20 protein-coding genes and 2 pseudogenes are annotated in these 21,398 nt (G+C 70.1%); 7 read left to right on the forward strand and 15 right to left on the reverse strand.

Annotated elements, in window-relative coordinates:
- A pseudogene (locus tag IE312_RS39195) lies at positions 1 to 325 on the forward strand (SAM-dependent methyltransferase); the annotation flags it as partial.
- A gap of 165 nt (positions 326 to 490) precedes the next feature.
- Here IE312_RS39195 and tpg read toward each other — a convergent pair.
- The 6 genes from tpg to IE312_RS07300 form a co-directional block, all read right to left on the reverse strand.
- A complete protein-coding gene (gene tpg / locus IE312_RS07275) occupies positions 491 to 1,048 on the reverse strand; it encodes a telomere-protecting terminal protein Tpg (RefSeq protein WP_189979434.1) in 558 nt (185 codons plus the stop codon).
- Positions 1,049 to 1,062: 14 nt separating this feature from the next.
- On the reverse strand, positions 1,063 to 3,339 hold the full coding sequence (gene tap, locus IE312_RS07280; RefSeq protein WP_189979435.1) for a telomere-associated protein Tap: 2,277 nt from the start codon (positions 3,337 to 3,339) through the stop codon (positions 1,063 to 1,065).
- Between the two features lie 128 nt (positions 3,340 to 3,467).
- On the reverse strand, positions 3,468 to 4,922 hold the full coding sequence (locus tag IE312_RS07285; RefSeq protein WP_189979437.1) for an NAD(P)/FAD-dependent oxidoreductase: 1,455 nt from the start codon (positions 4,920 to 4,922) through the stop codon (positions 3,468 to 3,470).
- A 19-nt stretch (positions 4,923 to 4,941) separates the two neighbouring features.
- Positions 4,942 to 6,138, reverse strand: a complete 1,197-nt coding sequence (locus IE312_RS07290; RefSeq protein WP_189979439.1) for an MAB_1171c family putative transporter — start codon at positions 6,136 to 6,138, stop codon at positions 4,942 to 4,944.
- Positions 6,139 to 6,198: 60 nt separating this feature from the next.
- The gene (locus IE312_RS07295) at positions 6,199 to 7,362 is read right to left on the reverse strand and encodes a hypothetical protein (RefSeq protein WP_189979442.1); all 1,164 of its coding nucleotides are present in this window, start codon (positions 7,360 to 7,362) and stop codon (positions 6,199 to 6,201) included.
- Positions 7,359 to 7,973: a hypothetical protein gene (locus tag IE312_RS07300; protein ID WP_229899240.1), complete on the reverse strand. Its 615-nt coding sequence runs from the start codon at positions 7,971 to 7,973 to the stop codon at positions 7,359 to 7,361. Before IE312_RS07300 ends, IE312_RS07295 begins: the two co-directional genes overlap by 4 nt.
- Positions 7,974 to 8,495: 522 nt before the next feature.
- Between IE312_RS07300 and IE312_RS07305 the strand changes: the two genes are divergently transcribed.
- Positions 8,496 to 8,672: a hypothetical protein gene (locus IE312_RS07305; RefSeq protein WP_189979444.1), complete on the forward strand. Its 177-nt coding sequence runs from the start codon at positions 8,496 to 8,498 to the stop codon at positions 8,670 to 8,672.
- A gap of 19 nt (positions 8,673 to 8,691) precedes the next feature.
- Here the strand turns inward: IE312_RS07305 and IE312_RS07310 are convergent, their stop codons facing one another.
- The 4 genes from IE312_RS07310 to IE312_RS07325 form a co-directional block, all read right to left on the reverse strand.
- Positions 8,692 to 10,149, reverse strand: a complete 1,458-nt coding sequence (locus tag IE312_RS07310) for an amidase (RefSeq protein ID WP_189979445.1) — start codon at positions 10,147 to 10,149, stop codon at positions 8,692 to 8,694.
- 72 nt (positions 10,150 to 10,221) lie between these two features.
- Positions 10,222 to 10,425: a hypothetical protein gene (locus IE312_RS07315; RefSeq protein ID WP_189979447.1), complete on the reverse strand. Its 204-nt coding sequence runs from the start codon at positions 10,423 to 10,425 to the stop codon at positions 10,222 to 10,224.
- Positions 10,426 to 10,578: 153 nt separating this feature from the next.
- Positions 10,579 to 11,154 carry an AMIN-like domain-containing (lipo)protein gene (locus tag IE312_RS07320; RefSeq protein ID WP_189979449.1) on the reverse strand — a complete coding sequence of 192 codons (576 nt, stop codon included), beginning with the start codon at positions 11,152 to 11,154 and terminating at the stop codon, positions 10,579 to 10,581.
- A 689-nt stretch (positions 11,155 to 11,843) separates the two neighbouring features.
- Entirely contained in the window at positions 11,844 to 12,758 is a 915-nt protein-coding gene (locus IE312_RS07325; RefSeq protein ID WP_189979451.1) for an ETEC_3214 domain-containing protein, read from the reverse strand.
- Positions 12,759 to 12,941: 183 nt separating this feature from the next.
- Between IE312_RS07325 and IE312_RS07330 the strand changes: the two are divergent.
- Positions 12,942 to 14,022: pseudogene (locus IE312_RS07330) on the forward strand (MerR family transcriptional regulator).
- 113 nt (positions 14,023 to 14,135) lie between these two features.
- On the opposite strand, the gene IE312_RS07335 reads toward IE312_RS07330, so the two are convergent.
- Positions 14,136 to 15,038, reverse strand: coding sequence for a DMT family transporter (locus IE312_RS07335; protein WP_229899242.1), 903 nt, complete (start codon positions 15,036 to 15,038; stop codon positions 14,136 to 14,138).
- Between the two features lie 82 nt (positions 15,039 to 15,120).
- On the opposite strand from IE312_RS07335, the gene IE312_RS07340 reads away from it, so the two are divergent.
- Positions 15,121 to 16,014, forward strand: coding sequence for a LysR family transcriptional regulator (locus IE312_RS07340; protein WP_189979454.1), 894 nt, complete (start codon positions 15,121 to 15,123; stop codon positions 16,012 to 16,014).
- Positions 16,015 to 16,027: 13 nt separating this feature from the next.
- Here IE312_RS07340 and IE312_RS07345 read toward each other — a convergent pair whose 3' ends face one another.
- The 3 genes from IE312_RS07345 to IE312_RS07355 all read right to left on the reverse strand — a co-directional run bounded on the left by IE312_RS07345 (position 16,028) and on the right by IE312_RS07355 (position 18,011).
- Positions 16,028 to 16,552, reverse strand: coding sequence for an SHOCT domain-containing protein (locus tag IE312_RS07345; RefSeq protein WP_189979457.1), 525 nt, complete (start codon positions 16,550 to 16,552; stop codon positions 16,028 to 16,030).
- A gap of 73 nt (positions 16,553 to 16,625) precedes the next feature.
- Positions 16,626 to 17,351 (reverse strand): Rv1352/Rv1906c domain-containing protein, encoded by a 726-nt coding sequence (locus IE312_RS07350; RefSeq protein WP_189979459.1) that lies wholly within the window; start codon positions 17,349 to 17,351, stop codon positions 16,626 to 16,628.
- Positions 17,352 to 17,519: 168 nt separating this feature from the next.
- The gene (locus IE312_RS07355) at positions 17,520 to 18,011 is read right to left on the reverse strand and encodes a hypothetical protein (protein WP_189979461.1); all 492 of its coding nucleotides are present in this window, start codon (positions 18,009 to 18,011) and stop codon (positions 17,520 to 17,522) included.
- A gap of 402 nt (positions 18,012 to 18,413) precedes the next feature.
- On the opposite strand from IE312_RS07355, the gene IE312_RS07360 reads away from it, so the two are divergent.
- Positions 18,414 to 19,073 (forward strand): hypothetical protein, encoded by a 660-nt coding sequence (locus tag IE312_RS07360; RefSeq protein ID WP_189979464.1) that lies wholly within the window; start codon positions 18,414 to 18,416, stop codon positions 19,071 to 19,073.
- Positions 19,074 to 19,327: 254 nt separating this feature from the next.
- Here IE312_RS07360 and IE312_RS07365 read toward each other — a convergent pair whose 3' ends face one another.
- On the reverse strand, positions 19,328 to 19,624 hold the full coding sequence (locus IE312_RS07365) for a hypothetical protein (RefSeq protein ID WP_189979466.1): 297 nt from the start codon (positions 19,622 to 19,624) through the stop codon (positions 19,328 to 19,330).
- Positions 19,625 to 20,077: 453 nt separating this feature from the next.
- Here IE312_RS07365 and IE312_RS07370 point away from each other — a divergent pair, with 453 nt between their 5' ends.
- On the forward strand, positions 20,078 to 20,593 hold the full coding sequence (locus IE312_RS07370) for a hypothetical protein (protein ID WP_189979468.1): 516 nt from the start codon (positions 20,078 to 20,080) through the stop codon (positions 20,591 to 20,593).
- A gap of 346 nt (positions 20,594 to 20,939) precedes the next feature.
- On the forward strand, positions 20,940 to 21,200 hold the full coding sequence (locus IE312_RS07375) for a hypothetical protein (protein ID WP_189979469.1): 261 nt from the start codon (positions 20,940 to 20,942) through the stop codon (positions 21,198 to 21,200).
- The last annotated feature ends 198 nt before the right edge of the window (positions 21,201 to 21,398 follow it).

Genomic DNA, 21,398 nt, shown 5'->3' on the forward strand with positions numbered 1-21,398 from the left:
CCTGCCGTTCGGCCAGGCACTCGTCCGCTTCCGCCGCCATCTGGCGCCGGGAGGGACCTTGGTGGTCGTCGGCCTGTCGCGCGCCCGAACTCCGGTCGACCACCTGCTCGGTGCCGTCGCCGTACCGGCCAATGCCGTGACGGGCTGGCTGAAGAACAGGGGCCGTTCCACGCCCCGTCCCCTGGCCATGACCGCCCCTGCTCGCCCAGCGGACATGACCTTCGACGACATCGTCCGCGAAGCCGGAGACGTCCTCCCCGGGGCGCGGCTGCGACGACGGCTGTTCTGGCGCTACACCCTCGTGTGGCGTCGCCCGCCGGCGTAGCCGAAGCCGTCACCGGCAGGCCGAACGGGTCAGCGCAGGGGGAGGAGCCGTGAACGACCCGCTCCGGCGCCCGAAACGCGCCACCGCGGTCGGCGACGTCGGCCGTCCCCGTCTGAGCCGTCCCCAGGCCCTCACCCGTCCCAGCCGTACGGCCCGCCGCCCGGCCTACAGTTCGAACTCGACGTCGAGGAGGTCGCTGAGCTCCACTTCCAGGCCGTGGGCGCGGCGGCCGTTGTCGCGGAAGTACACCTCGCCCAGGGCCTCGGCCGCCACTTGGCGCAGTCGGTCCTCGCCGGCGCCGGCCTCCTGTGCCTGGAACAGCCGGGCGGCCTGGTGGGGCGGCAGCGCGAGCGTCAGGTGGCGTACGCGGGCGTCGTCGGTGCTGCCCGGTGCGGCGGTGTAGCCGAAGCGGGCGCGGACATCGATCATGATGCCCTGGGTGGTGGCCGCCGCCTGCCGGGCCCTGGCCCTGACCTGCGGCTGCCAACGGGTGCGGACCTCACGCTCCAGCCGCTCGGCGAGCTCCGGCCGGGGTTTCCTGATCTGGTTCCTCACATACCGCTCGACGGTGCGCCGGCTGATGCCGAGCAGCTCGGCGACGCGCCGGGTGCTGCCCTGGTGCTGTCTGACCAGGTAACGCATCTGTGCGCCGGCGGACTTGGGGACCGGGCGGGTGAACGCGCCCTGCACCGCCCTGTCGAGCCCTTCTCCGACCGTGACCACCGCGCCCGCCCCCTCTACTCTCCGCTGTCCTTGACGGTGACCTCACCGGTCTTGATGTAGCGGGCGAGGTTGCCGACCTTGCCGTCGCCGCCGAGCTGTTCGAGCACCGTGGCGCCCCACAGCACGCTCTGGGTGCCCTCGTGCTTGACCATCCCGGGAGACACACCCAGCCGGAAGGACCCCGGTACGGTCCTGCCGTCGGCGCCGTAGGGCAGGACGTCCAGCGGGCTGGGCCCGTCGGCGGCGTACACGGCGCAGTCGGACAGGACCGCGATGGGATACCGGCCGGTGGCCGCCGCCAGGTTGAGCATCTTGCGGTGCATGTTGATCCGGGCCCGGGAGATCACGGTGGCGCGGATGTCGGGGCGCCAGGTGGGACGGGCGAGGGCGGGCCACGGCTGCCCCGGTTTCCAGCCGCCGCCGCGCGCCTTCTCCTGCAGCTTGCCGATACCGCCCTTGACCGTCATCTTGACGGCGTCGACGACGATGCCCATCTCCGGATCACGCTGCTTGTAGCCGTCCATGGCTTCCAGGAACTCCCGAGGGCCCAGCTTCTCGCCCACACCGAGGTCCCCCATGGTGACGACGTAGGCGTCGCGCAGCCGCTTGTACCAGCCGTCCAGGAAGCGGCCGCTGTCCGGGCGCACCCAGGCCTCGAGAGGGGCGACGTCGTAGCCGAGCTCGACGGCGTACGCCACGGTGGGCGTGGCGTACCACGCCGGGCCCTCGGGGCGTTCACCGGTCGGTGTGAACGGGCTGGGCAGCAGATCGCCTTCCAGCTCGTGCCACTGCTTGCCGACCTTCACCCGGGCCAGGTCCACGTGGGAGAGGTCGACCAGCCAGGAACCGGGCAGGGCAGGGTCGAAGGCGGGGTCGGTGACGTGCACGGGTGGCGTGGCCAGGCCGACGACGGCGCCGTTCGCGGCCGCACCGAAGGCGAGGTTGACGTCGATGCCGACCAGGTGGCGCCGCATGCACTCCTCGTCGGTCAGGTCCCGGGCCCAGTCGTAGGCCTCCTCGAACAGCCTCTCGTCGGGGCCGCGTACGTGGAAGCGGGGCAGGTGCGCCAGGACGGGGTGACCGTCGGTCGCCTCGCACGGCGCCGGGTCCATCGGCTCGCTGCCCAGCGACCCGGGCCGGTGCTCGCGGTGCCGCCTGCCGTCCTCGTCCGGCTCGCTCGCTCGGGTCGGCGGGTTGAGCGCGGTCATCAGGTGCAGCCCCGTCACGGCGGTCGAACCGACCGGCGTCACGACCCGCTGCGCGTACACGCCCAGCACCCGGGCGAGGGCCGCGGGCTCCAGTCGCGCGGCATGCCCCCACGCGCGGTCGTCCAGGGCGCGCCAGGACGGGATGCACAGCTGCACACACTGCCGACGGCCTCCCTGGGCAGGACGGTAGATCCGCGCCCAGGGTCCGAAGCCCCGCTTGGTGAGCTGCCATTGCGCCCGCTGCAGCTGCTTGACGACCTTGTGCCCCTCAGCCAGCCGCCCCGCGAGCCGTTCCTGCTCGGACAGGACGGCCGGCAGCCCGTACCGTTCGCAGGCCGCCTCGGTGAGCACCAGCAGCGGGTCGGCGTCCTTGCCCGAGCCGTGCAGCCGCTCCGCCCCCAGGCGCGCCTCGGCCAGCGTCCACTCCACCAGCGCGGGCAGTGACCTGGCGGGCACGTCGAGGATCAGACCGCCGACACCGTATCCGGTCACCTGACGGTCGCCGTCCGCGTCGAGGACCAGGAGCGGACCGTGTGCGTACGCACCCCCGCGGACGGGTGTGTCCGTGCCGGCGGCCTTCCTGGAGTCCGGACGGCGCGACGCCCGCGGTGCCCGGGCAGCGGCCACCGGGGGAGCGGGAGCGGACGTCGCGCTGTCGCCGGACTCCTTCTCGGCCTCCGCGGACTTCTTCTCGGGCTTCGCAGACTGCTTCCCGGTCTCGGCGGACTTTCCGGTGCCGGACGTCTCGTCGGACTCCTCGGCCTCTTCCGGGGCCGCTGCCTCCGCAGGCACGTCCGCGTCCTCGGAGCTGGGGGGGAGCTCCGGGGCACCGGTCGTCCCGGAGGCGGGGTACAGCTCCGCGAGCCGCTGCAGCAGGCGCGCGTACGCCTCCCGCTCCGGCGGCCGGGGCTCGGTCTTGCCCGACTCCCAGGCGCCGACGGTCGCCCGCCGCACGCTCAGGGCGGCCGCCACCTCGTCCAGGGTGAGCGCGTGCGCCTGGCGCAGCCGCCTGCGCTCGGCGGGCGGCGGCAGGGGCGAGCGGGACGCGACCAGCGCGTCCACCGCGTCGAACAGCTCGGACATGGGGCACCTCCGCCCCCAGCCTACTCCCGGCGCGGCCCGCGCCACGTACTTCTCGCGTACGAGGCGCGTACGCGACGCGTCCGGAGTACGGCCGGCCCGACCGGAGGGACCCGAGATGGGCCCGGCACCTAGTTGTGGAGCGGGGCGGTGCCCGGCTCTTGCGAGCCCTCCAGACCCTTCTGGAGCCGCGCCAGCACCTCGCGCTCCGCAGAGCCCAGGGGAGGCTCGAACGTCAGGGGCAGGGACGGTCCTGTCAGGGCGGCCAGCAGTGCCCTGGGCCGCATCACCCGCGCCGGAGGCGCCGTGAGGCTGGTGACGTCCCACAGTGCTGCCGCCGCGTCGAAGGAACCCGTCGCGGCCTTGGTCAGCCGGCGGGCGTAGCGGGCGGCGACCCGGTCGGCGAACGTGGGCTCTCCGCCGACCACCCCCGGGTAGAGGACGTCCATCCCGACGGCGGTGGCCCACGCGGCGTCCACGTGGCGGGCCGCGCCGCGAACGACACGCCGGGAGAGACCGGGACCGGCGGGACCACTGCGCCCCAGCTCCTGGGCCAGGACCTGGGCACCGAGCGCCGCGACCGACATGCCTTGGCCGTAGGCCGGGTTGAACGTGGCCAATGCGTCGCCGAGCACGATGAACCGCTCCGGCCACCGCGCGGACCTCTCGAAGTACCGGCGGGAGTTGCTGGTGCTGCGGCCGCGGCTGACGACGACGTCGGTGAGGGGTTCCGCACCGGAGATCAGCTGACCGACGATGGGGTGCGGCAGGTCGAGCGTGTACTGGAGGAAACCCCGCGCATCCTGGGGAGGTTCGCCGCCGCGGGTGCCCCCCGCGCTGACCATCCACCGGTTTCCCTCGATCGGCAGCACCATGGCGCTGCGGCCCGGTCGTCCGTCGTAGGGGTTGGCCTGCACCACCGTCAGCGGGAACGATTCAGCACCCGCGGGTGTGCGGTAGATCCGGGTGGCGTTGGTCAGGCCGGAGTCGAGCGTCCTCTCCTCGACACCCGAAATGCCTATCCCGCTGAGCCACTTCAGGCTTCCCGAGCCGCGACCGCTCGCGTCGACGACGATGTCCGCTTCCAGCTCGTCGCCCAGAGCGGGGTTGGCCCCGCTGATCCGGACGCCGTGCACCCGCTCAGCGGTGCCGAGGAGCCCTTCGACCGTGGCCCGGTGGATCGAGACGTCACGACCGGAGTCGAGCAACGCCTGCCGGACCACCCAGTCCAGCAGGGCACGCGTGCACGTGATCATGTGCGGACCGTCCCTCCGCCAGCGACGCAGCCACCCGCTGTCCGGAGTGAGGGCCAGCATGCCGTTGCCCAGAGCGATGTGGTGGGCACCCGCGGCCAGGAGACGGTCGCGCACGTTCACCGGGAAGAGGGACTCCAGGGCGGCGAGGCCACCGGCCATGAGCAGGTGGGCGTGCCGGCCCTGCGGGACGCCACGCCGGTCCTCGGGTCCTTCCGGGAGCTCGTCGCGGTCGAGAAGGACGACCTGCAACGCGGGCTCGGCGAGGGACAAGGCCGCGGCGGCCGAAAGCCCGGCGATGCCGGCTCCCACCACGACAGCTCTGTACGACAACTGGTCCTCCTAGTAGTGCTCATGACCGGACGTCAGTGTCCGAGACCTGACGCCGCCGGGCCTTCACCTGATCCGGTGCCGATGCCGCCTCACGGAGGCGGTCCACAGCGTGCGCCAGCTCGACCAGGTCGATGGTGACGCGGAACTTCTCCGGCGGATCGGCGGGGCCGTCGCCCTTCCCCGACGCGCGGCGTATGCCGTCGATGATCATCGCCTTCTCCGCGGCCACGCGCGCCTCGGCACGCTGTTCACCGCGCTCCACGGCGGCCTCGAACGCGGTGCGGCCCACTCGTTGGTCGATGTACGCCGTCAGTTGCAGCAGGGCGTCACGGATGTTCGCCTCCAGGAGATAGACACGGCTGCTGGGCAGCTGCCACCACAGCTGCCACCAGGTCGGCTCCGCGACCGGTGGCGCGGTGGCCACGTCCTTCACTGCCGACCACAGGGGCCTGAGCGCACGGTAGGTGGCGAGGCTCTGCCGCTCCGCCGCGGCTGCGGATGCCAGGCGGGGCAGGACGAATCCGGCGGAATACACCAGGGCCCCGAGTGCGGCGGCCGGGGGTGCGACGGTGGTGGACAGGAAATCCAGGTCGTATCCCATCCAGCGCGCGACGACAGCGGTGACCTTGGCGACCGTGAACCCGAGGGCGTCCAGCAGCAGACCGACCAGGATCAGCCGGAGGCCGAGCCGCAGCAGCCCGGTGACCTCGTCGCGGGCCCACTTCAGACAGACGGCGCTCAGGACTATGGTGCTCGCCAGATGGCCCATGAGGTAAAGGGTGATCATCTCCCGCATGAACGGGGTGTTGGCGTAGTACGTGTCCAGGTCGGTGAGCCGCTCCGTGTGCGCGTCCGCCAGGCTGAACAGCACGACGATGGCGAGGATGAGCGTGCCGTAGACGGCGACGACCAGTCGGGTCATCCGTCGTATCTGCTCTTGGGGGCCGCCCTTCCAGTGGATCAGCAAGATGATCAGGGAACAGCTCAGGGCGGATATCGAACCATAGGTCAGCGGTGCACCCACGTTGGGGATGCCGGTGGCGTGGTTGACGGCGGCGAGGGTCACCGGGGCCGACCAGAAGAAACAGACGGCGGCGATGAAGGCGGTGGCCCGCGTGGCGATGGACAGAGGTGAGCGGGGAGTTCTGCGCGGCCGGCGCAGCAGTATGGCGGCCAGAGCCAGAAGGAAGGACGCCATGTAGACGACGAGACTCATCTTTCGGGGCTCCGTTCAGTCCGCTGACCGCGGCGGCGAATAGTCCACTTGGATCCGCACTCACACCGACCGGGCCGTGGCGGGGCCCGGCTTGGTGATCCGTACCCCACGCTCGGCCCGCTTGACGGCATCGGCGATCCGGACCAGGGACTCGGCATCGCGCGGGTGTGAGAGCCGGGCCGGGGCACCGGCGGGCTCCGGCACCGGCTGAGTGCCGCGCGCCACGGCCGCGGCGATGGTCGCGGCCCACGCCGCGGACGTGGCTGCGCGCCAGTCGCCGCTTCGCTCCAACTCCGCCTCGAACATGCCGTCGTACAGCGTCTCGTCGTAGAGCGTCTCGATCGCCATGAGGCCGTTGTGGATGGTGCTCCAGCGCCAAGTGCCCCACAGGAAGGGGCTGCGCGGACGCTCGACCCGCAGCGCGCGGTCCTTGAGGACCGGATCCAGTACGGCGTCCAGTGGTGCCAGGCGCAAGAAGTCACGCCAGGCCGAGAGGTGGTGCCCGGCCATCGGGAGGAGGACCCCGACCACGGTGAGCAGTGCACCGAGTCCGGCACACAGCGGCGGGATGGAAGTTCCGAGGACCGCCCAGTCCCGACCGGTCCACCGGGCGGTGACGGCGACCAGCTTGGAGATGCTGTACCCGGAGCTGATGACCGTGCCGGTGCCGATCGTCAACAGACTGGCCCGCAGCCAGGGCCGCCTGCGGACCTCCGCCTCGAATCCCCAGCGCAACGACCAGACGGCGCTGACCATGACGGCCGCCAGGTTGGCGACCAGGTACAGGACGACCATCTCGGAGATCCAGGGCGCCGTGGCGTAGTACGTGTCGAAGTCGCTGCGGCGCTCCTCGGAGGCGTCCCCGAGGACGAACAGGGCGGCGATACCGACCAGGACGGCCGCGTACCCGTAGATCGAGCTCCGTGTCGTCCGACGCAGGGAGGGGCCGCCTCGCCAGCAGGCGATCATGATCAGCAGTGCGGCACTGTACGCGGTGATCGACGCGTAGGTCACCGGGGCGGCCAGGTTCGGTATGCCGCTGACCTGATTGATCAGCTTCACCGAAGCGGGAGCACCGAAGAGGAAGCACAGCGAGGCGAACGCCAGTACCCCGTTGATCGCCCGGAGCGAGGGCTCGCTTCCGTGTCTCACCAGGTACGGAAGTTTCGCCAGGAGACCGATCCACAGCAGGCCGCAGCTTATGTAGTTGATCGACCCGCTCATGTGCGCTTTCCCCGGTAGTTGAGAGCGTCTGCGATGCGGCGTGCCGTTTCGCCGGTGATCACGTCGCGTTCCATCAGCGCACGCATCTCCTGCCCGACCCGGATGCCGAAGAGTTCGGCTTCCTTCTCGGGATCCTCGTCGAAACGAGAACGCGCGGCGGCGGGCTGTGCCCCGTGCGCATGTCCCGACTCCAGCGCTTCCCAGGCCCCGCTCGCCAGTTGCTCGGGTGTGAAGCCGTCCTTCTGCCGCATGTGCCACAGCTCGTGACCGAAGATCTGCGCCTGGTGCCAGATCTCCGCGTCCTGCTCGATGATGATGTCATCCCGGTCCGCACGCTCCAGCCACATCCCCGTCGCCTTGAACTCGCGCGGGATGTGCACCTTGTGCACGAGCAGCTTGCGGTCACCGCGCCACCGCCTGGCGGACTCGACCAACGCCTCAAACAGCCGTTCGGCGTCTTCCAGGCTGCCCCCGGCCGGCATGCCGTCGTCCGCGCCGGTGCCGCTCACCCTGTCACGGACCGGAGCGATGAGCGTCTCGGCGAACAGACGCATCTCCCTGTCGCGCTCCCGTAACCTCTTCCACCGGCGGAGCCGGGCGAGCATGGTCATCGTCGCCCCTGTCCACCGGCGGAAACAGTACACGGGCCGCCGGGTGCCGGGATCACGAAGCGGCCCCCTCGTGCTCCTGCTGACGGCCGCTGCCGGGACGGAAGGTTCCGGGGGCCCGCGTGTCCAGTACGTCCCTCAACCCGGCGTGGCCGTGGGCCTGGTCGATGCGTTGCGAGGTTCCGGCCAGTCTTGCGTAGGCATCATCTGCCACCGAGCATCTCCTGGGCACGTCGCTGATCAGGGGCGGGACCTACGTGAGGGTATCCGCATCCCCTCAACTGGTCGACGGTGTCGAGAAAACCTGCACCGGTGTGCAGGATCGGTCGACATCGCTCTACAACCCGCCTGGCTGCCGACCGGTACGCCGGGGTGGACGGGCACGGTGGGTTGCGGAGCAGCACGCGTAGCGACGCTCGCCGCGCTCGAAGGGCCGCGGCCGGGTGCTTGTGCCAAGCTGGCGGTACGGCGGCGTCGCCGGCCCCTCGCGGGCGACACCGCGCCGGTCGGAACCGGAGGCATCCCATGGACCAGGTAGGGGACAAGCCGGAGGAAGTCCGCAAGCACCTGGAGGAAGACCAACCGCGAACCGGGAAGAAGCAGCCGTCCGAGCAGCCCGCCGAGCAGCCCGCCGAGCAGGACGGGCAGACAGCGGTCGACGCTTCCGGCGACGAGACCGAGAACCCTCCGACAGACAGCTGACCGAGCACCGGAGCCCCGCCTACGAGAGCTGCGGTGGCTGGAAACCGCCGATGGTCTGTTCCAGGAGGTCCGCCAGCCGGAGGGGAGTACGGTCCTCGAACATCGGGCCGATGAGCTGCACCCCGACCGGCAGCCCCTCAGGCGACCTGCCCGTCGGTACAGCGGTCGCGGGCAAGCCGGGCATCGTGGCCAGACCTGCCCATATGAGCTGGTCGAAGTACGGGTGGGCGACGCCGTCGATGTCGAGCCGGCGTCGCATCGGATCGGGGGCGTGATCGTGCGGGAAGGCGGGAGTGGGGGTGATGGGACACACGACGGCGTCGAACTCGGCGAACAGCCGGCGCCAGCCGTGACGGTGGATCTCGCGACGGTTGGCGATCACCATCCAGTCGCGGTGGGTGAGCACCATGCCGCGCAGCCGCGCCGCCTCCAGACTCCTGTCGTCCGGGCTCAGCGCTGCGGCACGGGTCTGCAACTCCGCGTACGAATCGAGAGGGAAGTGCGCGGTGGAGCCCGAGAACAGGAACTGCGTGTACAGAACCGCGGCCTCGGCCAGGTCGGGCAGCAGCGCACTGTGCCGTTCGACGCGGGCGCCGCTGTCGGCAAGCGCACCGGCCACCCGCTCCACGCCCGCCCGGACGGCGGACCCGGTCGGGAGAAGAGGATGCTCGTCGAGGACCAGGACACGGAAGTCGCACAACCGCTCATGGCGCGCGGGCGGCAGCCGCACGTCGTAGGCCTTACCGAGCGTGAGAGGGTCCGGACCGGTCATGACATCGAGCAGGAGTTGCAGGTCGCGTGCGGTGCGCGCCATCGGACCGACGACGGCGAGGTCGGGCTCCGTCGGCAACGGCGGAGCGGTCGGCGCCACCATGCCGCGTACGGGAGCCAGCCCGAGGGTCGGCTTGTGCGCGTAGACGCCGCAGAAGTGCGCGGGCGTGCGCAGTGATCCGGCGAGATCGGAGCCGATGGACAGCGCGCCGAATCCGGACGCCAGGGCGGCCGCTGATCCACCGGACGATCCGCCCGACGTGCGGGCGCTGTTCCAGGGGTTGTTGGTGGTGCCGTAGATCTCGTTGAAGCTCTGGATGTCCTGAAGCCCCAACGGCACATTGGTCTTGCCGAGCACCACCGCGCCCTCGGCCTTGAGGCGTGCGACCTGCACCGCGTCCTCGGCCGGGACGTGATCCCGGTGCGGCGGCATGCCCCAGGTGGTGGGCAGCCCGGCGACGTCGTAGGACTCCTTGACCGTCACCGGAACGCCGAGGAGTGGCCGGTCGTCACCGCGGGCGCGTGCCTGGTCGGCGGCGCGCGCGGTGACGCGCGCGCGGTCGAAGTCCCGCACACAGATGGCGTTGATCGCCTTGTCGTCGCGCTCGATCCGGGCGATCGTCTCGTCGGTCAGCTCCGCGGAGCTCACTTCACCGGCACGCAGGGCAGCCGTGAGTTCCTCGGCCGACTGAAATGTCCATTCCATGGGCGAGACCGTAACTGGCTGCGAAAGAAGCCATAAAATGCGGTTTCGCACAACGGGGAGATGCGCCCCGCCCTACATGCTGGTGGGGAAGTTGATGGAGACCGGCGGCGGCGTGGGGATGTAGTGACGGGCCAGGTTGGCGTCACGGTTGTGGCGCCCGTGGCGACGTGCCTCGGGGTCGCCGTAGTCCTTGATGTCCTGGCGTCCGGACACGACGTCCCGGACGCGCCTCACGATTCGGCCGAGCGAGTTCTTCATCGTCTTCCCCTTCGTCATGTCGTTGCCGAGGAGGATGCACCCGTGGCCGGGGTCAACTCCAGTGAGTTGAGCCGATCTTGAGCCTCGGTCGGGGTGGCGGTGGTACGGCCGGCGGGAGGGCCGTACCACCGCGAGACCGTGGGGGCGGGCTCTGTACGAGGCGGGACTGGGCTAACTCGTCCAGCTGTGGGCCACGTCGACCACCACCCGGTCCTCGACCTGGATCACCCGGAACGGCAGTCGGGCACGCACGCCGAGAGCGACCTGCGTCTGCCCTTCGAAGGTGCCACCGAAGCGGGTGTCCCGGAAGGTGCGGTATCCGTTGACCTTCACACCGGGCAGGGCTTTGCCGACCTTCCCCGGGTAGGTCGGCACACCGGCCTCCAGGTCGTAACTCCACGCGTCCACACCGATGGCGAGGATCGCTCCGCCGCGGACCGGTATGTACTCACCCGAGGGATCGGCGTAGAACCGGTCCACGTACTGGACGTGGTAGCCGATCCGGTCACCGCCGCCCGGCACTTCGAACACGATACGGTCGTAGCACTTGTGCTGTCCGGTCCTGATGTCCACCAGGTGCTCGGCCCCCGTGGCGGCACCGCTCTTGGTGCCGCTGCCCCAGCCCGTCGGGCAGGCCGCTGCCGCGCGCCGTCCCTCTGCCGGGGTCGCTCCCGCGGTGCTCGCCGCCGTCCCCAGCGTGGCGCCCGCGAGCACGAGCACTGCCACTGCCGCACTGACACGTCGCATCCTGTCCTCCTTCGTCGCGCTTCGTCGCGTCGTCTCGATCCTGATGACGGTGAGACGGTCGACCGTACGGGAAGGTTGTACGCAGGAATGGGCAATATGGAGATTGTTCCCGTTTCGGGGCGGATGCTGGACAGATGCGCGGATGGCAGGCCGCCTGGACGCCCTGGCCGGCGCGGCCGGCGTCGTCTCCCAGCCGGGCGTGCTTCCCGGGGCTCAGCGACGTGATAAACCAATGCGGGCTCACCCTGCCCCGCCCGATCCGCGACCGGCCACCCGTAGAAAGCAGACCGCACCGTGTTTCAAGAGACTCCCATCTTCAACCGCCTCGTCGCCGAACGCGGCGACATCCCCACCCAGGTGCGCGGCGAAGTCGACCGAATACACCGGGACTTGGCCCGAGTGATGCCCTGGGTGCCCGCATCCGACCTGCCCGCCCGCACAACGCCCGACAGGCCGTCATGGTGAGGGTGCGGACACGCATGGGGAAGGTGCGGACGCGTCGAACCCCCACCCGGCGGCCCGAACCGGCGAGCTGCCGCAACGAAGACGACGCCGGCGCCCATAGCTGAGAGGGCGCGCGCCGGAGAGATGATGCCGACAGACCGCACCTCGTGGACGTGGCGTACATGAGGTGCGACCTGCAGGACGTCAACGAGGCTTCGGGTGCTTCCGCCTCGGCGTCAAGCCGGTCACGAAGGCGGGCCGTTGTCGGCCAACTTCGACAAAGCAGGGGGGATCAGCATGGGATCCGCGCCGATCTGCTCAGGATAGATGCCGAAGTCGACAGTGGGAGCTGTTTCGGCGTACGTATTGACGGCGTACTCGGACATGAGGTCTCTGCCGAGCTTGTCCACCTCCTTGGCCTGCACTCTCAGTTCGTATCCTCCCGTGTGGAAACGTTGCACCTGGCTGCTGAACCAACTCACCCAGGTGCCACTGGAGTGCGTCGACTTGATGGCTTTCCACGGGCAGACGTTGGAAACTCCCCAGGCGTAGGACCTGTTGATGGAGTACGCATTCGACGGCTTGATGGCGAAGTAGTACTTCGGGCCCATGGAGCCACTGAAGTCTGTTGTCACCGTTCCGACATCGCGGATCGACGGGAAGGCCGAGGCGAAAGCCGTCTCGTTCAATGAGACGGTCATGTACCTGTTGTGCTGGTCGTCCCAGTAGGTGAAGGAGGGCGTGAAGTCCGAGCTGCAGGACGTGACCGCGTACGCGACCACGCGGTTGCGCGGGTCCGTCACGGCGTCGACCCAGTATTCGGGGCGCGGCTGGAAGGTGTTCTGCGTGAGACTACCCAGGCTCGTCTTGTTGATCGCGATCTGGATGGACGGTCGGCCCAGCTGTTCCTCGAACTTGTTGAGGGTGTATCCCGCGTGGAGTCTGGCAAGCTTCGCGTACTCTCCGGCCTGCCAGTCGAAGTGTTGCTGATACCAGTGTCCGCCCGTCACGTACGCAGTGATGAACGTGCTGACCGCCGTGACGGCGCTACTGACGTACAGAATGAGGACCAGAGCCAGATTGCGTTCGGTCAACTTCTTGAAACGCTCGCCGAGGGAAAGTCTCCGCCTCCGCTCCTGCTCGCCTTCGGTCTCGGCCATACAGCACGAGTACCTCGTCGTGATGTCACGCGCCACCTCGGATAGGCCGAACGGGAGGGCCCGGGCTGCGGCCAAGGTCGCCACTCTCGCCCCTGCGCGTAGGTCGCCGGGTTGACCTTCACCTTGGGGGAGCCCGCAGCATCAGTGGGGCCGGGCGACGTGCCCGGTATGAGGAGGACGAGCATGGGCTTGCTGACCATCGGGGCGTTCGCGAGGGCGTCCCGGCTGTCGCCGAAGGCACTGCGGCTCTACGACGAGCTCGGCCTGCTGCCCCCTGCCCGTGTCGACCCGGTGACCGGCTACCGCCACTACGCACCGGAGCAGCTGGACCAGGCCCGACTGGTCGCCTGGCTCCGCCGCCTGGGCATGCCCCTGGCCCGCATTCGACACGTCCGCACGCTGAACGCGGTCGCGGCGGCCCAGGAGGTCCGCGCGTTCTGGGCCCAGGCCGAAGCAGACACCGCCGCACGGCGGGACCTGGCCGCCTTCCTCATCGACCACCTGTCCCGGAAGGACCCCGCCATGTCCCCCGACCGCCCAGTCCCTGGACATCCGTTACGCAATTCTCTCCGACACCGGCCGCGTCCGCGAGAGCAACCAGGACACCGCCTACGCCGGGCCCCGCCTGCTCGCGGTCGCCGACGGCTGCGGCAGTCGGGGAGCCTGCGCCGGTGCCGCCGCCATCGGCGCGCTGAAGCGGCTGGAGACCGACGACGTCCCGGCCGGCGATCTCCTCAACGTCCTCGAAGACGTCATCGACCAGGCCCGGCGGGCCGTACACGACGTCGCCGGGAGCGGCTCGTCACCGGAAGACACCGGTACGACACTCACCGCGGCCCTCTGGACGGGGTCACAGATGGCGCTCGTCCACATCGGCGACTCCCGCGTCCATCTCCTGCGGGGCGGAGAGCTGTTCCAGATCACCCACGACCACACCATGGTCCAGTCGATGGTCGACGAAGGACGCCTCAGCCCGGAGGAGGCCGCCTCCCACCCCCAACGGTCGCTGCTGGTGCGGGCCTTGGGCCCAGGAGCCGCCACGACCCCCGACGTGCGTCTGCACGACACCGAGCCGGGAGACCGCTACCTGCTCTGCTCCGACGGCCTGTCGGCCGTCGTGCCGGCCGAGGACATCCGCCGAGTGCTCGCCGAGATCGGCGAACCCGAGCAGGCCGTGCGCGAACTCGTCGCCCTCGCCAACGCCTCGGGCGGTCCCGACAACGTCAGCTGTGTGGTCGCCGACGTGCTGGAGCGCCGGCAGTAGGGCGAGCGGCACGGTGTCCGGTCGGAAGCCTGCTCCCGGGTCGGGCAGTCACCTCGGAACCCTGGTGGTGGCACGCCGGTCGGGCGCCGGTGCCGCCGGTGGCCCACCGCGGCTCACCGCCGGCGCGAGAGGGCGACCCCGGTCAGGCACAGCACGCCGCCCGCGAGACCGTACGCGGTCGGTATTTCGGCGAGCAGCAGCCACGACAGCAGCACCGACACGGCCGGAACGGCGTAGGTCACCGCGGAGAGCCGGCCGGCGTTCATGCGGCGCAGCGCGTAGGCCCACGCGGTGAAACCGATGGCCGTGGGGAAGACACCCAGGTAGACGGCGCCGAGCACCACTCCTGTGGAGGCCACCCGCAACTCGCCGACCAACTGCGGCGCCCAGGGCAGCAGGACCACGGTGGCGACGATGCACCCGAGCCAGATCGCGGTGAGCCCGTCGACGTGCCGCAGCGTGACCTTCTGGATCATGACGCCCGCGGCGTAGAGCGCGGCGGCCAGCAGGCACAAAAGGACCCCTGTCCAGTCCCGCTGTGCGGTCGCCCCGGTCGCGATGAGCGCGGTTCCGACGAGTGCGACCAGTGAGCCGGCGATGAGCGATCGTGAGAAGCCCTCACCGAGGAACTTCCCGGCGGTGACGGCGACCAGCAGCGGCGCGAGGTTCACCAACAACGCCGCGGTCCCCGCATCGACGTGCCGTTCCCCCGCGTTGAGGGCGACGGTGTATCCGGCGAGCCACAGTACGGCGTACGCCGCGATCAGGAGGAACGCCTTGCGGGACACGCGGACACGGGCCGCCCGCCTGACCACTGCGATCACTGTGAGCGTGACGGCCGCGATGCCCAGTCGGAGCAGCGCCAGCGGTGCGGGGGACAGTGCGTGCCCGACACCGCGGATGGCGACGAATGCCGAGGCCCACAATACGACCGCCAGCCCGGCGGCGGCCGCGGTCCTGCCCATGTCTGTTCTGCCGGCGCCGGCGGGCCGGGCGGTCTCAAGGAGATCGGTCACCCGGACATCATCATCTCCGGATTCTGTGCAGCACAAGCGACGAGTTCTGTACATGCGTTAAGCGCAGCTGTACATTCACGGCGTGTTGGACATCTCACGGCTCCGCGTCCTGCGGGCGGTCGTCGCGACGGGTTCGATCCGCGCGAGCGCCTCCGCACTCGGCTACACACCGTCCGCGGTGAGCCAGCAGCTCGCCACGCTGCAGCGGGAGACCGGACTGCAGCTGTTCGAACGATCCGGCCGCGGCATCGAGCCGACCGAGGCGGGACGGGCCCTCGCCGCCGAGACGGACACGTTGTTCGAGGCGTTCAGCCGGGTCGAGCGGGTCGTCGGCGATCTGCGCGCCGACCGGGTCGGCAGCCTGTCGATCGGCTATTTCGGCTCGGCCGGCGCGGCGTGGCTGGCACCGACCGTTGCCGCGCTGCGAGCCGAGTTCCCGGACCTCCGGTTGGACCTGCTGCTGACGGAGGTCGCGACGGGCGACCCGGACGTGGACATCTTCGTGGAGGAGACGGGTGCCGAGCGGTCCGGGTCCGTCGAAGTGCGCAGACTCGCGGAGGATCCCTACCTCGCCGTCGTCCGCGTCGACGATCCGCTCGCCCAGGAGCCGGAAGTGCCGTTGGCGGACCTCGCCGCGCGGCACTGGGTGGACAACGACCTCCGCGAAGGGGCGTGCCGCCGTGTGCTCCTGAACGCCTGCGCGCAAGCCGGGTTCTCCCCGAGCTTCGTGGTGGAGACGCACGACTACCGGACGGCGATGTCGTTCGTGGCAACGGGAATCGGGCTGACCGTGGTACCGGCCCTCGGGATCGGTGAGCTGCCGGAGGAACTGACGACCGTCGCCCTGGTGTCCCCGACCCCGGTCCGGTACGTCGGTCTCGCGGTGAAGAAGTCGATCGCGCGGCACCCCGCCGCCCGCCGCGCCGTCGAGCTGCTGGAAGACATGGTGTGCGGGGGGACGCCCCGGACCGGCTGAGGGTCCCGACCTTCTACATGCGGGCGAGGATCTCGGTCTTCTTGGCTGCGAATTCCTCCTCGGTCAGGATGCCGGCGTCCCGAAGCTGTGCGAGCTGCTGCAACTGCTCGACGGCGCTGCCCGTCTGGGAGGAGGAGGCTGACGGCTGGACGGGCGGGGGAGGGGTGTGCCCGGGAGCGGGGACATGACCGAGCACCAGGTCGGTCAGGAGCGACTTGATCCCGGGCGCCGCGTCGTGCGGCACGCGGAAGTCGATGGTGTTGCCCGAGGCGACCACCACGATCTTGGTGAACATCAGGCCGTCCCGCTTGGTCACCACGCTGGAGATGTTCTTCACCGGGATCATCTCGGTGCCCGCGCCGGAGCCTCGCACACCGGTCGCCAGGAACGACACGCCGCCGGTCAGCAGTCCTGCCGTGAGCTTCTTGCCACTCACGCCACGACCGCGTACCCATTCGATCCGGTCGCGGTAGATGGACACGTCGGCGTTCCTGCCCTCGATGTGGCTCTTGAACGTCATCAGCGCAGTGCTGTTCATGTGGTGCTCCTGTGTGTCAAAGCGGAATTGGTACGTGCCGCTTGCGGCTGGACATGCGGTGACAGGTGAGGGGTCAGTGGACCGGCGTCCACAGACCGCAGTTGTCCGAGGTGAACGTGCTGTCGGAGGCACCGATGACGACCGTGATCCGCCGAGCCGCCGTGACCAGGCCGTTGTCGATCACGTCCCCATTGGCGGCGGTGCGTTCCCAGTAGCAGTCGGCTATGTCACCGGCGGTGCGGTAGGTGCCCGGGGGTATCTGGTCGGGCGCGGTACCGATGTCGTAGGTGTCGTCCGTGATCCAGCGGTCGTAGTGGCCGGACAGGCTCGCTTCCACGGCCTTGGTCCATTTAGGGCAGAGCGCCGGTACGCCCGCGCGCAGCGCGTCCGCACCGGAGTCCTCGGACGCCGCGCGCATCGCAAGGGCCTGCGGCACGCTCTCGCCCGCCAGGTCGGGCCGGCTGTCCGTCTCCTGGGCCATGTCGCAGGCGTCCCGCGTGAACTCCGACGCCGACGAACCCGACAGCTCCCACTTCCTCGACCGCCCGAGGGCGTCGAGCCGTTGCGCCGGTGTCTTGCGGACAGGCGCGGTGACGCGGGGGGACGGCGAACGCTTCGGGACGGGGGCGGACGGCGGGGCGGTCGACGCCGTGCGGGCCGGCGCCTGTGCGGCCGTGGCGGTGTCGTCACCGGACGGCTCGCCGAGGGCGATGACCAGCGTGCTGACGCATACGACGGCGAGCAGGGTGCCGACACGGCGCCCACGACCGGGCGGCGGGAAGGACATCGGGAAGGACATGCGGAACACATGAGCTCCAGGGGGCTGCGGCCGGGCTGTCGCGTGGCCCGGTCCGGAAGGCGGCGGTCGGTTCGGGGTGCGGTGTGGGTGCCCGACCGTTCAGGGCTCGCAGGCCGGTCGAACGGGAGCGGGGCGTCCGTCAGAGGGGTGGCCGTCGGGCTGAGGCCGTCACTCCGCTTCGGACGCCGCTACGACGGGCAGCGGGTCGCCGTCCTCAGCCGCGGGGACTTTGTCCTCGCCCGCCGGCCTCCTGCCCGGGCCAGCCGTGGCGGTGGTCCTTGCGTAGTCGTCCCACCAGGGCACGTACGCGACGGCCGCCGCACTGCCCGCAGCGACCAGCAGGGCGACGATCGCGGTCGGCCACCCCTTCAGCAGCACGACGAGCGGTGCTGCGGCGGCGAGCGCCGTGGCCACCGCCGTGGTCCAGGCCTCGAGCTGACGGGACGGCACGAAGGGCCGTTCCTCCCGCCACGCACACACGATTGCGTACGCGGCACCGGGGACCGCCACCGCGCACCCGGCGAACCAGGCCCAACGCCACTCGGCGACGACCCAGAGGACTGCCTGGTACACCAGCCAGCAGACCGCACCGACGAGGACGAGACCGAGCAGCACGGCGCATCCCAGCTCCGTGTCGCTGCGGTTGTCAGATCGAGCCATGTTCCCTCATGTTCCAGACATCTGAGTCGGCTGCTCTTGACAGCGCGATCGGAGTATAGATGTGGCGACCATGTAAAGGAATGGGGGTCGTGCTCTGAAGTCGGGCGGACGTGCGGCCGGCCGACGCCTCGGGCGCGCAGTACGCCGTGGCTGTCCGGCAGGACGGCGCAGCACGGGGGCGTTCGACGAGGTCCACGGTCAGGGCAGTGGCGGCCTTCGCGCCGGCCGGAGGACCGCGCCGACGTCGGGGGCCAGTTCCGGCCGGACGATCAGCACGGCGCGCGGCTGGATGACAGCAGTTGGCCCCAACTGCTGCTGCTTCACAGGCCGTTGACGAGTGCCCCGGACGGGGCTCCAATGAAACGGCACACGCTCGCCGAACCTGTGGGGGAGGGGGACTTTGTGAGCGAGTTGCAGATCTACTGGGTGTTGTGCGCCGCCGTGGCGGTCGGCGCGGTGCTGACGCCGATGCTGCGCCCGCACGGCCGGGTCAAGCCCTCTCACGCCGTGGGGTTCGCCTTGCTGGCCTCGTCGGCCATGCCGCAACTCGTGGACTCGGGGCGGGGCTGGGCCGTCGCCGGATGGGTCTCGCTCGGTTGGTGGTTGCTGCGCGTCGTGGTGCCCCTGCTCGTCAATTCCCTGGGCGACCGGATCGTCGTCCCGATCATCGCGCGGCGCCTGACACCTGAGCAGGTGCGGGAGTACGCGCTCGCCTCACTTCCGGCTGCCTGCCGGGTACTGCTGGGCGTCTGGCCCAATCGGATGATCGGTCTCACGTTCCACACGCCGACCCGCCGTCGCTTCCAACGGCCGGTTCTGCTGCGCTCCGGCTGCCAGCTCTGCTTCGTTGAATGGATGGTACGCGCGACGCTGGAACAGGCGGTTGCGGAGGAAACGATACGCACCTACCGCAAGCATCTGGCCGCGGGCGTGAACCGTCTGCTGGTCCTCACCCGCGAGGATGTCACCGCCCCTTGGAGTGCTTCGGTCGAGGAGGTCAGCGGTGTCCAAGCGGCCCCCAAGGTCGACTGCCCGGCGCACCTCCCCGAGTCCGTCTCCTAGTCGATGACGCAGCGCCCGGCGGGCGTCGAGCACCGAGCGACGGCAGCCGCCTCCAGGGGTGCGGCCGCCCACCCCGGGGGGTGACACGGGCGGTCGTGCGGCGCAGGAACGCCCGTGTCGGCGCAGCACTCCGGGTGGATCCGACCTCACTCGGTCCGCCTGCCGGCCCCTGCCCGTGCGGCCCTCATGGCCGTGCACAGAACGGGGTGGGCCCGCGATGACGACGGAGCGGACCCGTCGAGTCGCTCGCGAGGTCAGTACTCGAGGTACGGCCAGCCGGTCGTCCTGCCGGCCCGCTGGCTGGGCACGTGGTGCGCCCTCCCGGGCTGCCGGGCGTCCGAACGGCCTGGTCGCACCTCGATCACCGGCGGACGGCGGCGCGCACCACCATGCTCACCCCAGTACAGGACACTCCCGACGGCCAGGGCGAAGCCGATGCCCGCGCCCACCAAAGCGCCGAAGAAGCCACCCGAGGCGAAACCCAGTACAGCTCCGGTGAGCAACCCCACCAGCGAGAAACGGATGCAGTACCTGCGAATCCTCTCGTCCACAAAATCACCGCCTTTCACAGAGCCCTCTGCCCCGCCTCACAGCGACTAACCGGCGAATCGTCACATAGGGTGAATGGCGGCTTTCGTGTCCCTACGGTGGGGCACCTGTTCTGGCCGTTGCGCTCGAGGCGTGCTTCGTTCCGCTTGGCTGTCGACCGTCGACCAGCAGTCAGCTCGTGGCCCCCTTTTGACGTGCCCTTGGGTATTCCTTTCCCGGTGATTTTCGGACACGCGGCCGCGAACTTAGCGAAAAATCGGTGTCGGAAGATCGAGATCGTGACTAAGTTGACGTCCGCGTTTCAAACGTTTGTGCGGACATGGGGGGCGTGTGTGCCCCGCCGCCGCATGTCCGCAACCGACCTGGATCGCTCTACCGGTGGTGCACCGGTAGTCGGCGCTCGACCGGCGCCGTCGATCCACTCTTGTGGTATTTCAACGGGGAGTTGGCGAAACATGTTCAATCTCAGGGCAGGCCTGCGTGCCGTCACCGCTGCCGCGATGCTGACCTTGGGGGTGCTGGCCGTACCGCAGGCGGTGGCCGCCGACCAGCCTGCCGTCGCGGTCGCGAAGTCAGCCGACGCGTCCACCCGGGCGTTGGTCAGGGCCGACCCTCAGGCCGCGGCGGCAGCGGCCACCGTGTGCGGGTCCGGATACACGCTGTTCCGAGCGGTGCCGCTGCCCGAGGGCACGGACCCCAACCAGCGGCTGGCCACGCTCTTCTCCTACCAGAACGGAAGCAAGGGCTGCGCCATCCTGGACAACAACCTCGGCGTGTCGCGGTACATGTACCTGCACGTGTGCAAGGTGGACGGCACCGGTTGCGCCACGGACTCCGGAAGCTTCACCGAGTACGCCGGCCCCGTCTACGTCTCCGCATCGCTCTGCGCGCCCGTGACGGCGAAGATGGGCAAGAGTTCGAGCAGCCTGTTCTTCACCTTCAAGACCGACTACATGTTCACCTGTGGCTGACAGCCTGTCCGGCACGGCCCGGGCCTCCGCGCGCTCCCTGTTGGTGATCCTAGTGGCGGGGCCCCTGGCTCTCACTGCCTGCGGCACCCGGACGAGCACACAGCATCACCCGTCCTCCCCGCCACGGCCCTCATCGGTAGCTGCCGGCGCGGCCTCCGAGCCGTCGCACGGGGACCGTGATCCGGGCAAGGCAGCACAGGAGGCGGCCGCCCAGCGCGCGGCCGCCGCCCCCAGTGGTGATCCCGTCCACCCGACGAACACCGCTGTCCCCGATCCCAAGGACTACGGGTTCGGGAAGGCCGCTGCCACGGCCTCGCACGGTGAGGTCATCGCGTACACACCCCGCATGGAGTCGGGGCGGCTCGTCGTACCGCTGACCATCCACAACGGCAGTGACAAGCGGGCGGCCTATGCCGTCACGGTGACGGTCGTGGGCGGCGAGAAGAAGTCTCCGTTCTCGGTGACCGCGAAGGCCGACAACGTCTGGCCGGGCACGACATGGCCGACTCGGGCGGACATCACGGCCTCCGGCTCCAAAGCGGGAGCGATCGGCTCGGAGATCAGCCTACGGGTCGTCACTTACGACCCCTTCGGTGACACCCGCTGACCCGGGCGACTCCTCCAAGACCGTGATCGGCCGGTGAACCGGCGCGAACACGGCACCTGCGGGCCTGACTTGCTCAAGCCGGGCCTGCTCGCCACTGCCATCCACCCCCTTCGGCCTCTCGCCGCAGGGGGTGGCTGAGCCCTGCCGTGACCAGGCAGGGAACGTCTCGACAAGAAACGGGGAAGTTTTCTCTTGAGG

Source organism: Streptomyces capoamus (assembly GCF_014654935.1).
Classification (GTDB): domain Bacteria; phylum Actinomycetota; class Actinomycetes; order Streptomycetales; family Streptomycetaceae; genus Streptomyces; species Streptomyces capoamus.

Excerpts from the sequence above, each read along its gene's own strand:
- tap (WP_189979435.1), bottom strand. The coding sequence starts at position 3,339 with ATGTCCGAGCTGTTCGACGCGGTGGACGCGCTGGTCGCGTCCCGCTCG.
- IE312_RS07290 (WP_189979439.1), bottom strand. The coding sequence starts at position 6,138 with ATGAGTCTCGTCGTCTACATGGCGTCCTTCCTTCTGGCTCTGGCCGCC.
- IE312_RS07295 (WP_189979442.1), bottom strand. The coding sequence starts at position 7,362 with ATGAGCGGGTCGATCAACTACATAAGCTGCGGCCTGCTGTGGATCGGT.
- IE312_RS07300 (WP_229899240.1), bottom strand. The coding sequence starts at position 7,973 with ATGACCATGCTCGCCCGGCTCCGCCGGTGGAAGAGGTTACGGGAGCGC.
- IE312_RS07305 (WP_189979444.1), top strand. The coding sequence starts at position 8,496 with ATGGACCAGGTAGGGGACAAGCCGGAGGAAGTCCGCAAGCACCTGGAG.
- IE312_RS07310 (WP_189979445.1), bottom strand. The coding sequence starts at position 10,149 with ATGGAATGGACATTTCAGTCGGCCGAGGAACTCACGGCTGCCCTGCGT.
- IE312_RS07315 (WP_189979447.1), bottom strand. The coding sequence starts at position 10,425 with ATGACGAAGGGGAAGACGATGAAGAACTCGCTCGGCCGAATCGTGAGG.
- IE312_RS07320 (WP_189979449.1), bottom strand. The coding sequence starts at position 11,154 with ATGCGACGTGTCAGTGCGGCAGTGGCAGTGCTCGTGCTCGCGGGCGCC.
- IE312_RS07325 (WP_189979451.1), bottom strand. The coding sequence starts at position 12,758 with ATGGCCGAGACCGAAGGCGAGCAGGAGCGGAGGCGGAGACTTTCCCTC.
- IE312_RS07345 (WP_189979457.1), bottom strand. The coding sequence starts at position 16,552 with ATGAACAGCACTGCGCTGATGACGTTCAAGAGCCACATCGAGGGCAGG.
- IE312_RS07350 (WP_189979459.1), bottom strand. The coding sequence starts at position 17,351 with ATGTCCTTCCCGATGTCCTTCCCGCCGCCCGGTCGTGGGCGCCGTGTC.
- IE312_RS07355 (WP_189979461.1), bottom strand. The coding sequence starts at position 18,011 with ATGGCTCGATCTGACAACCGCAGCGACACGGAGCTGGGATGCGCCGTG.
- IE312_RS07370 (WP_189979468.1), top strand. The coding sequence starts at position 20,078 with ATGTTCAATCTCAGGGCAGGCCTGCGTGCCGTCACCGCTGCCGCGATG.
- IE312_RS07375 (WP_189979469.1), top strand. The coding sequence starts at position 20,940 with ATGGAGTCGGGGCGGCTCGTCGTACCGCTGACCATCCACAACGGCAGT.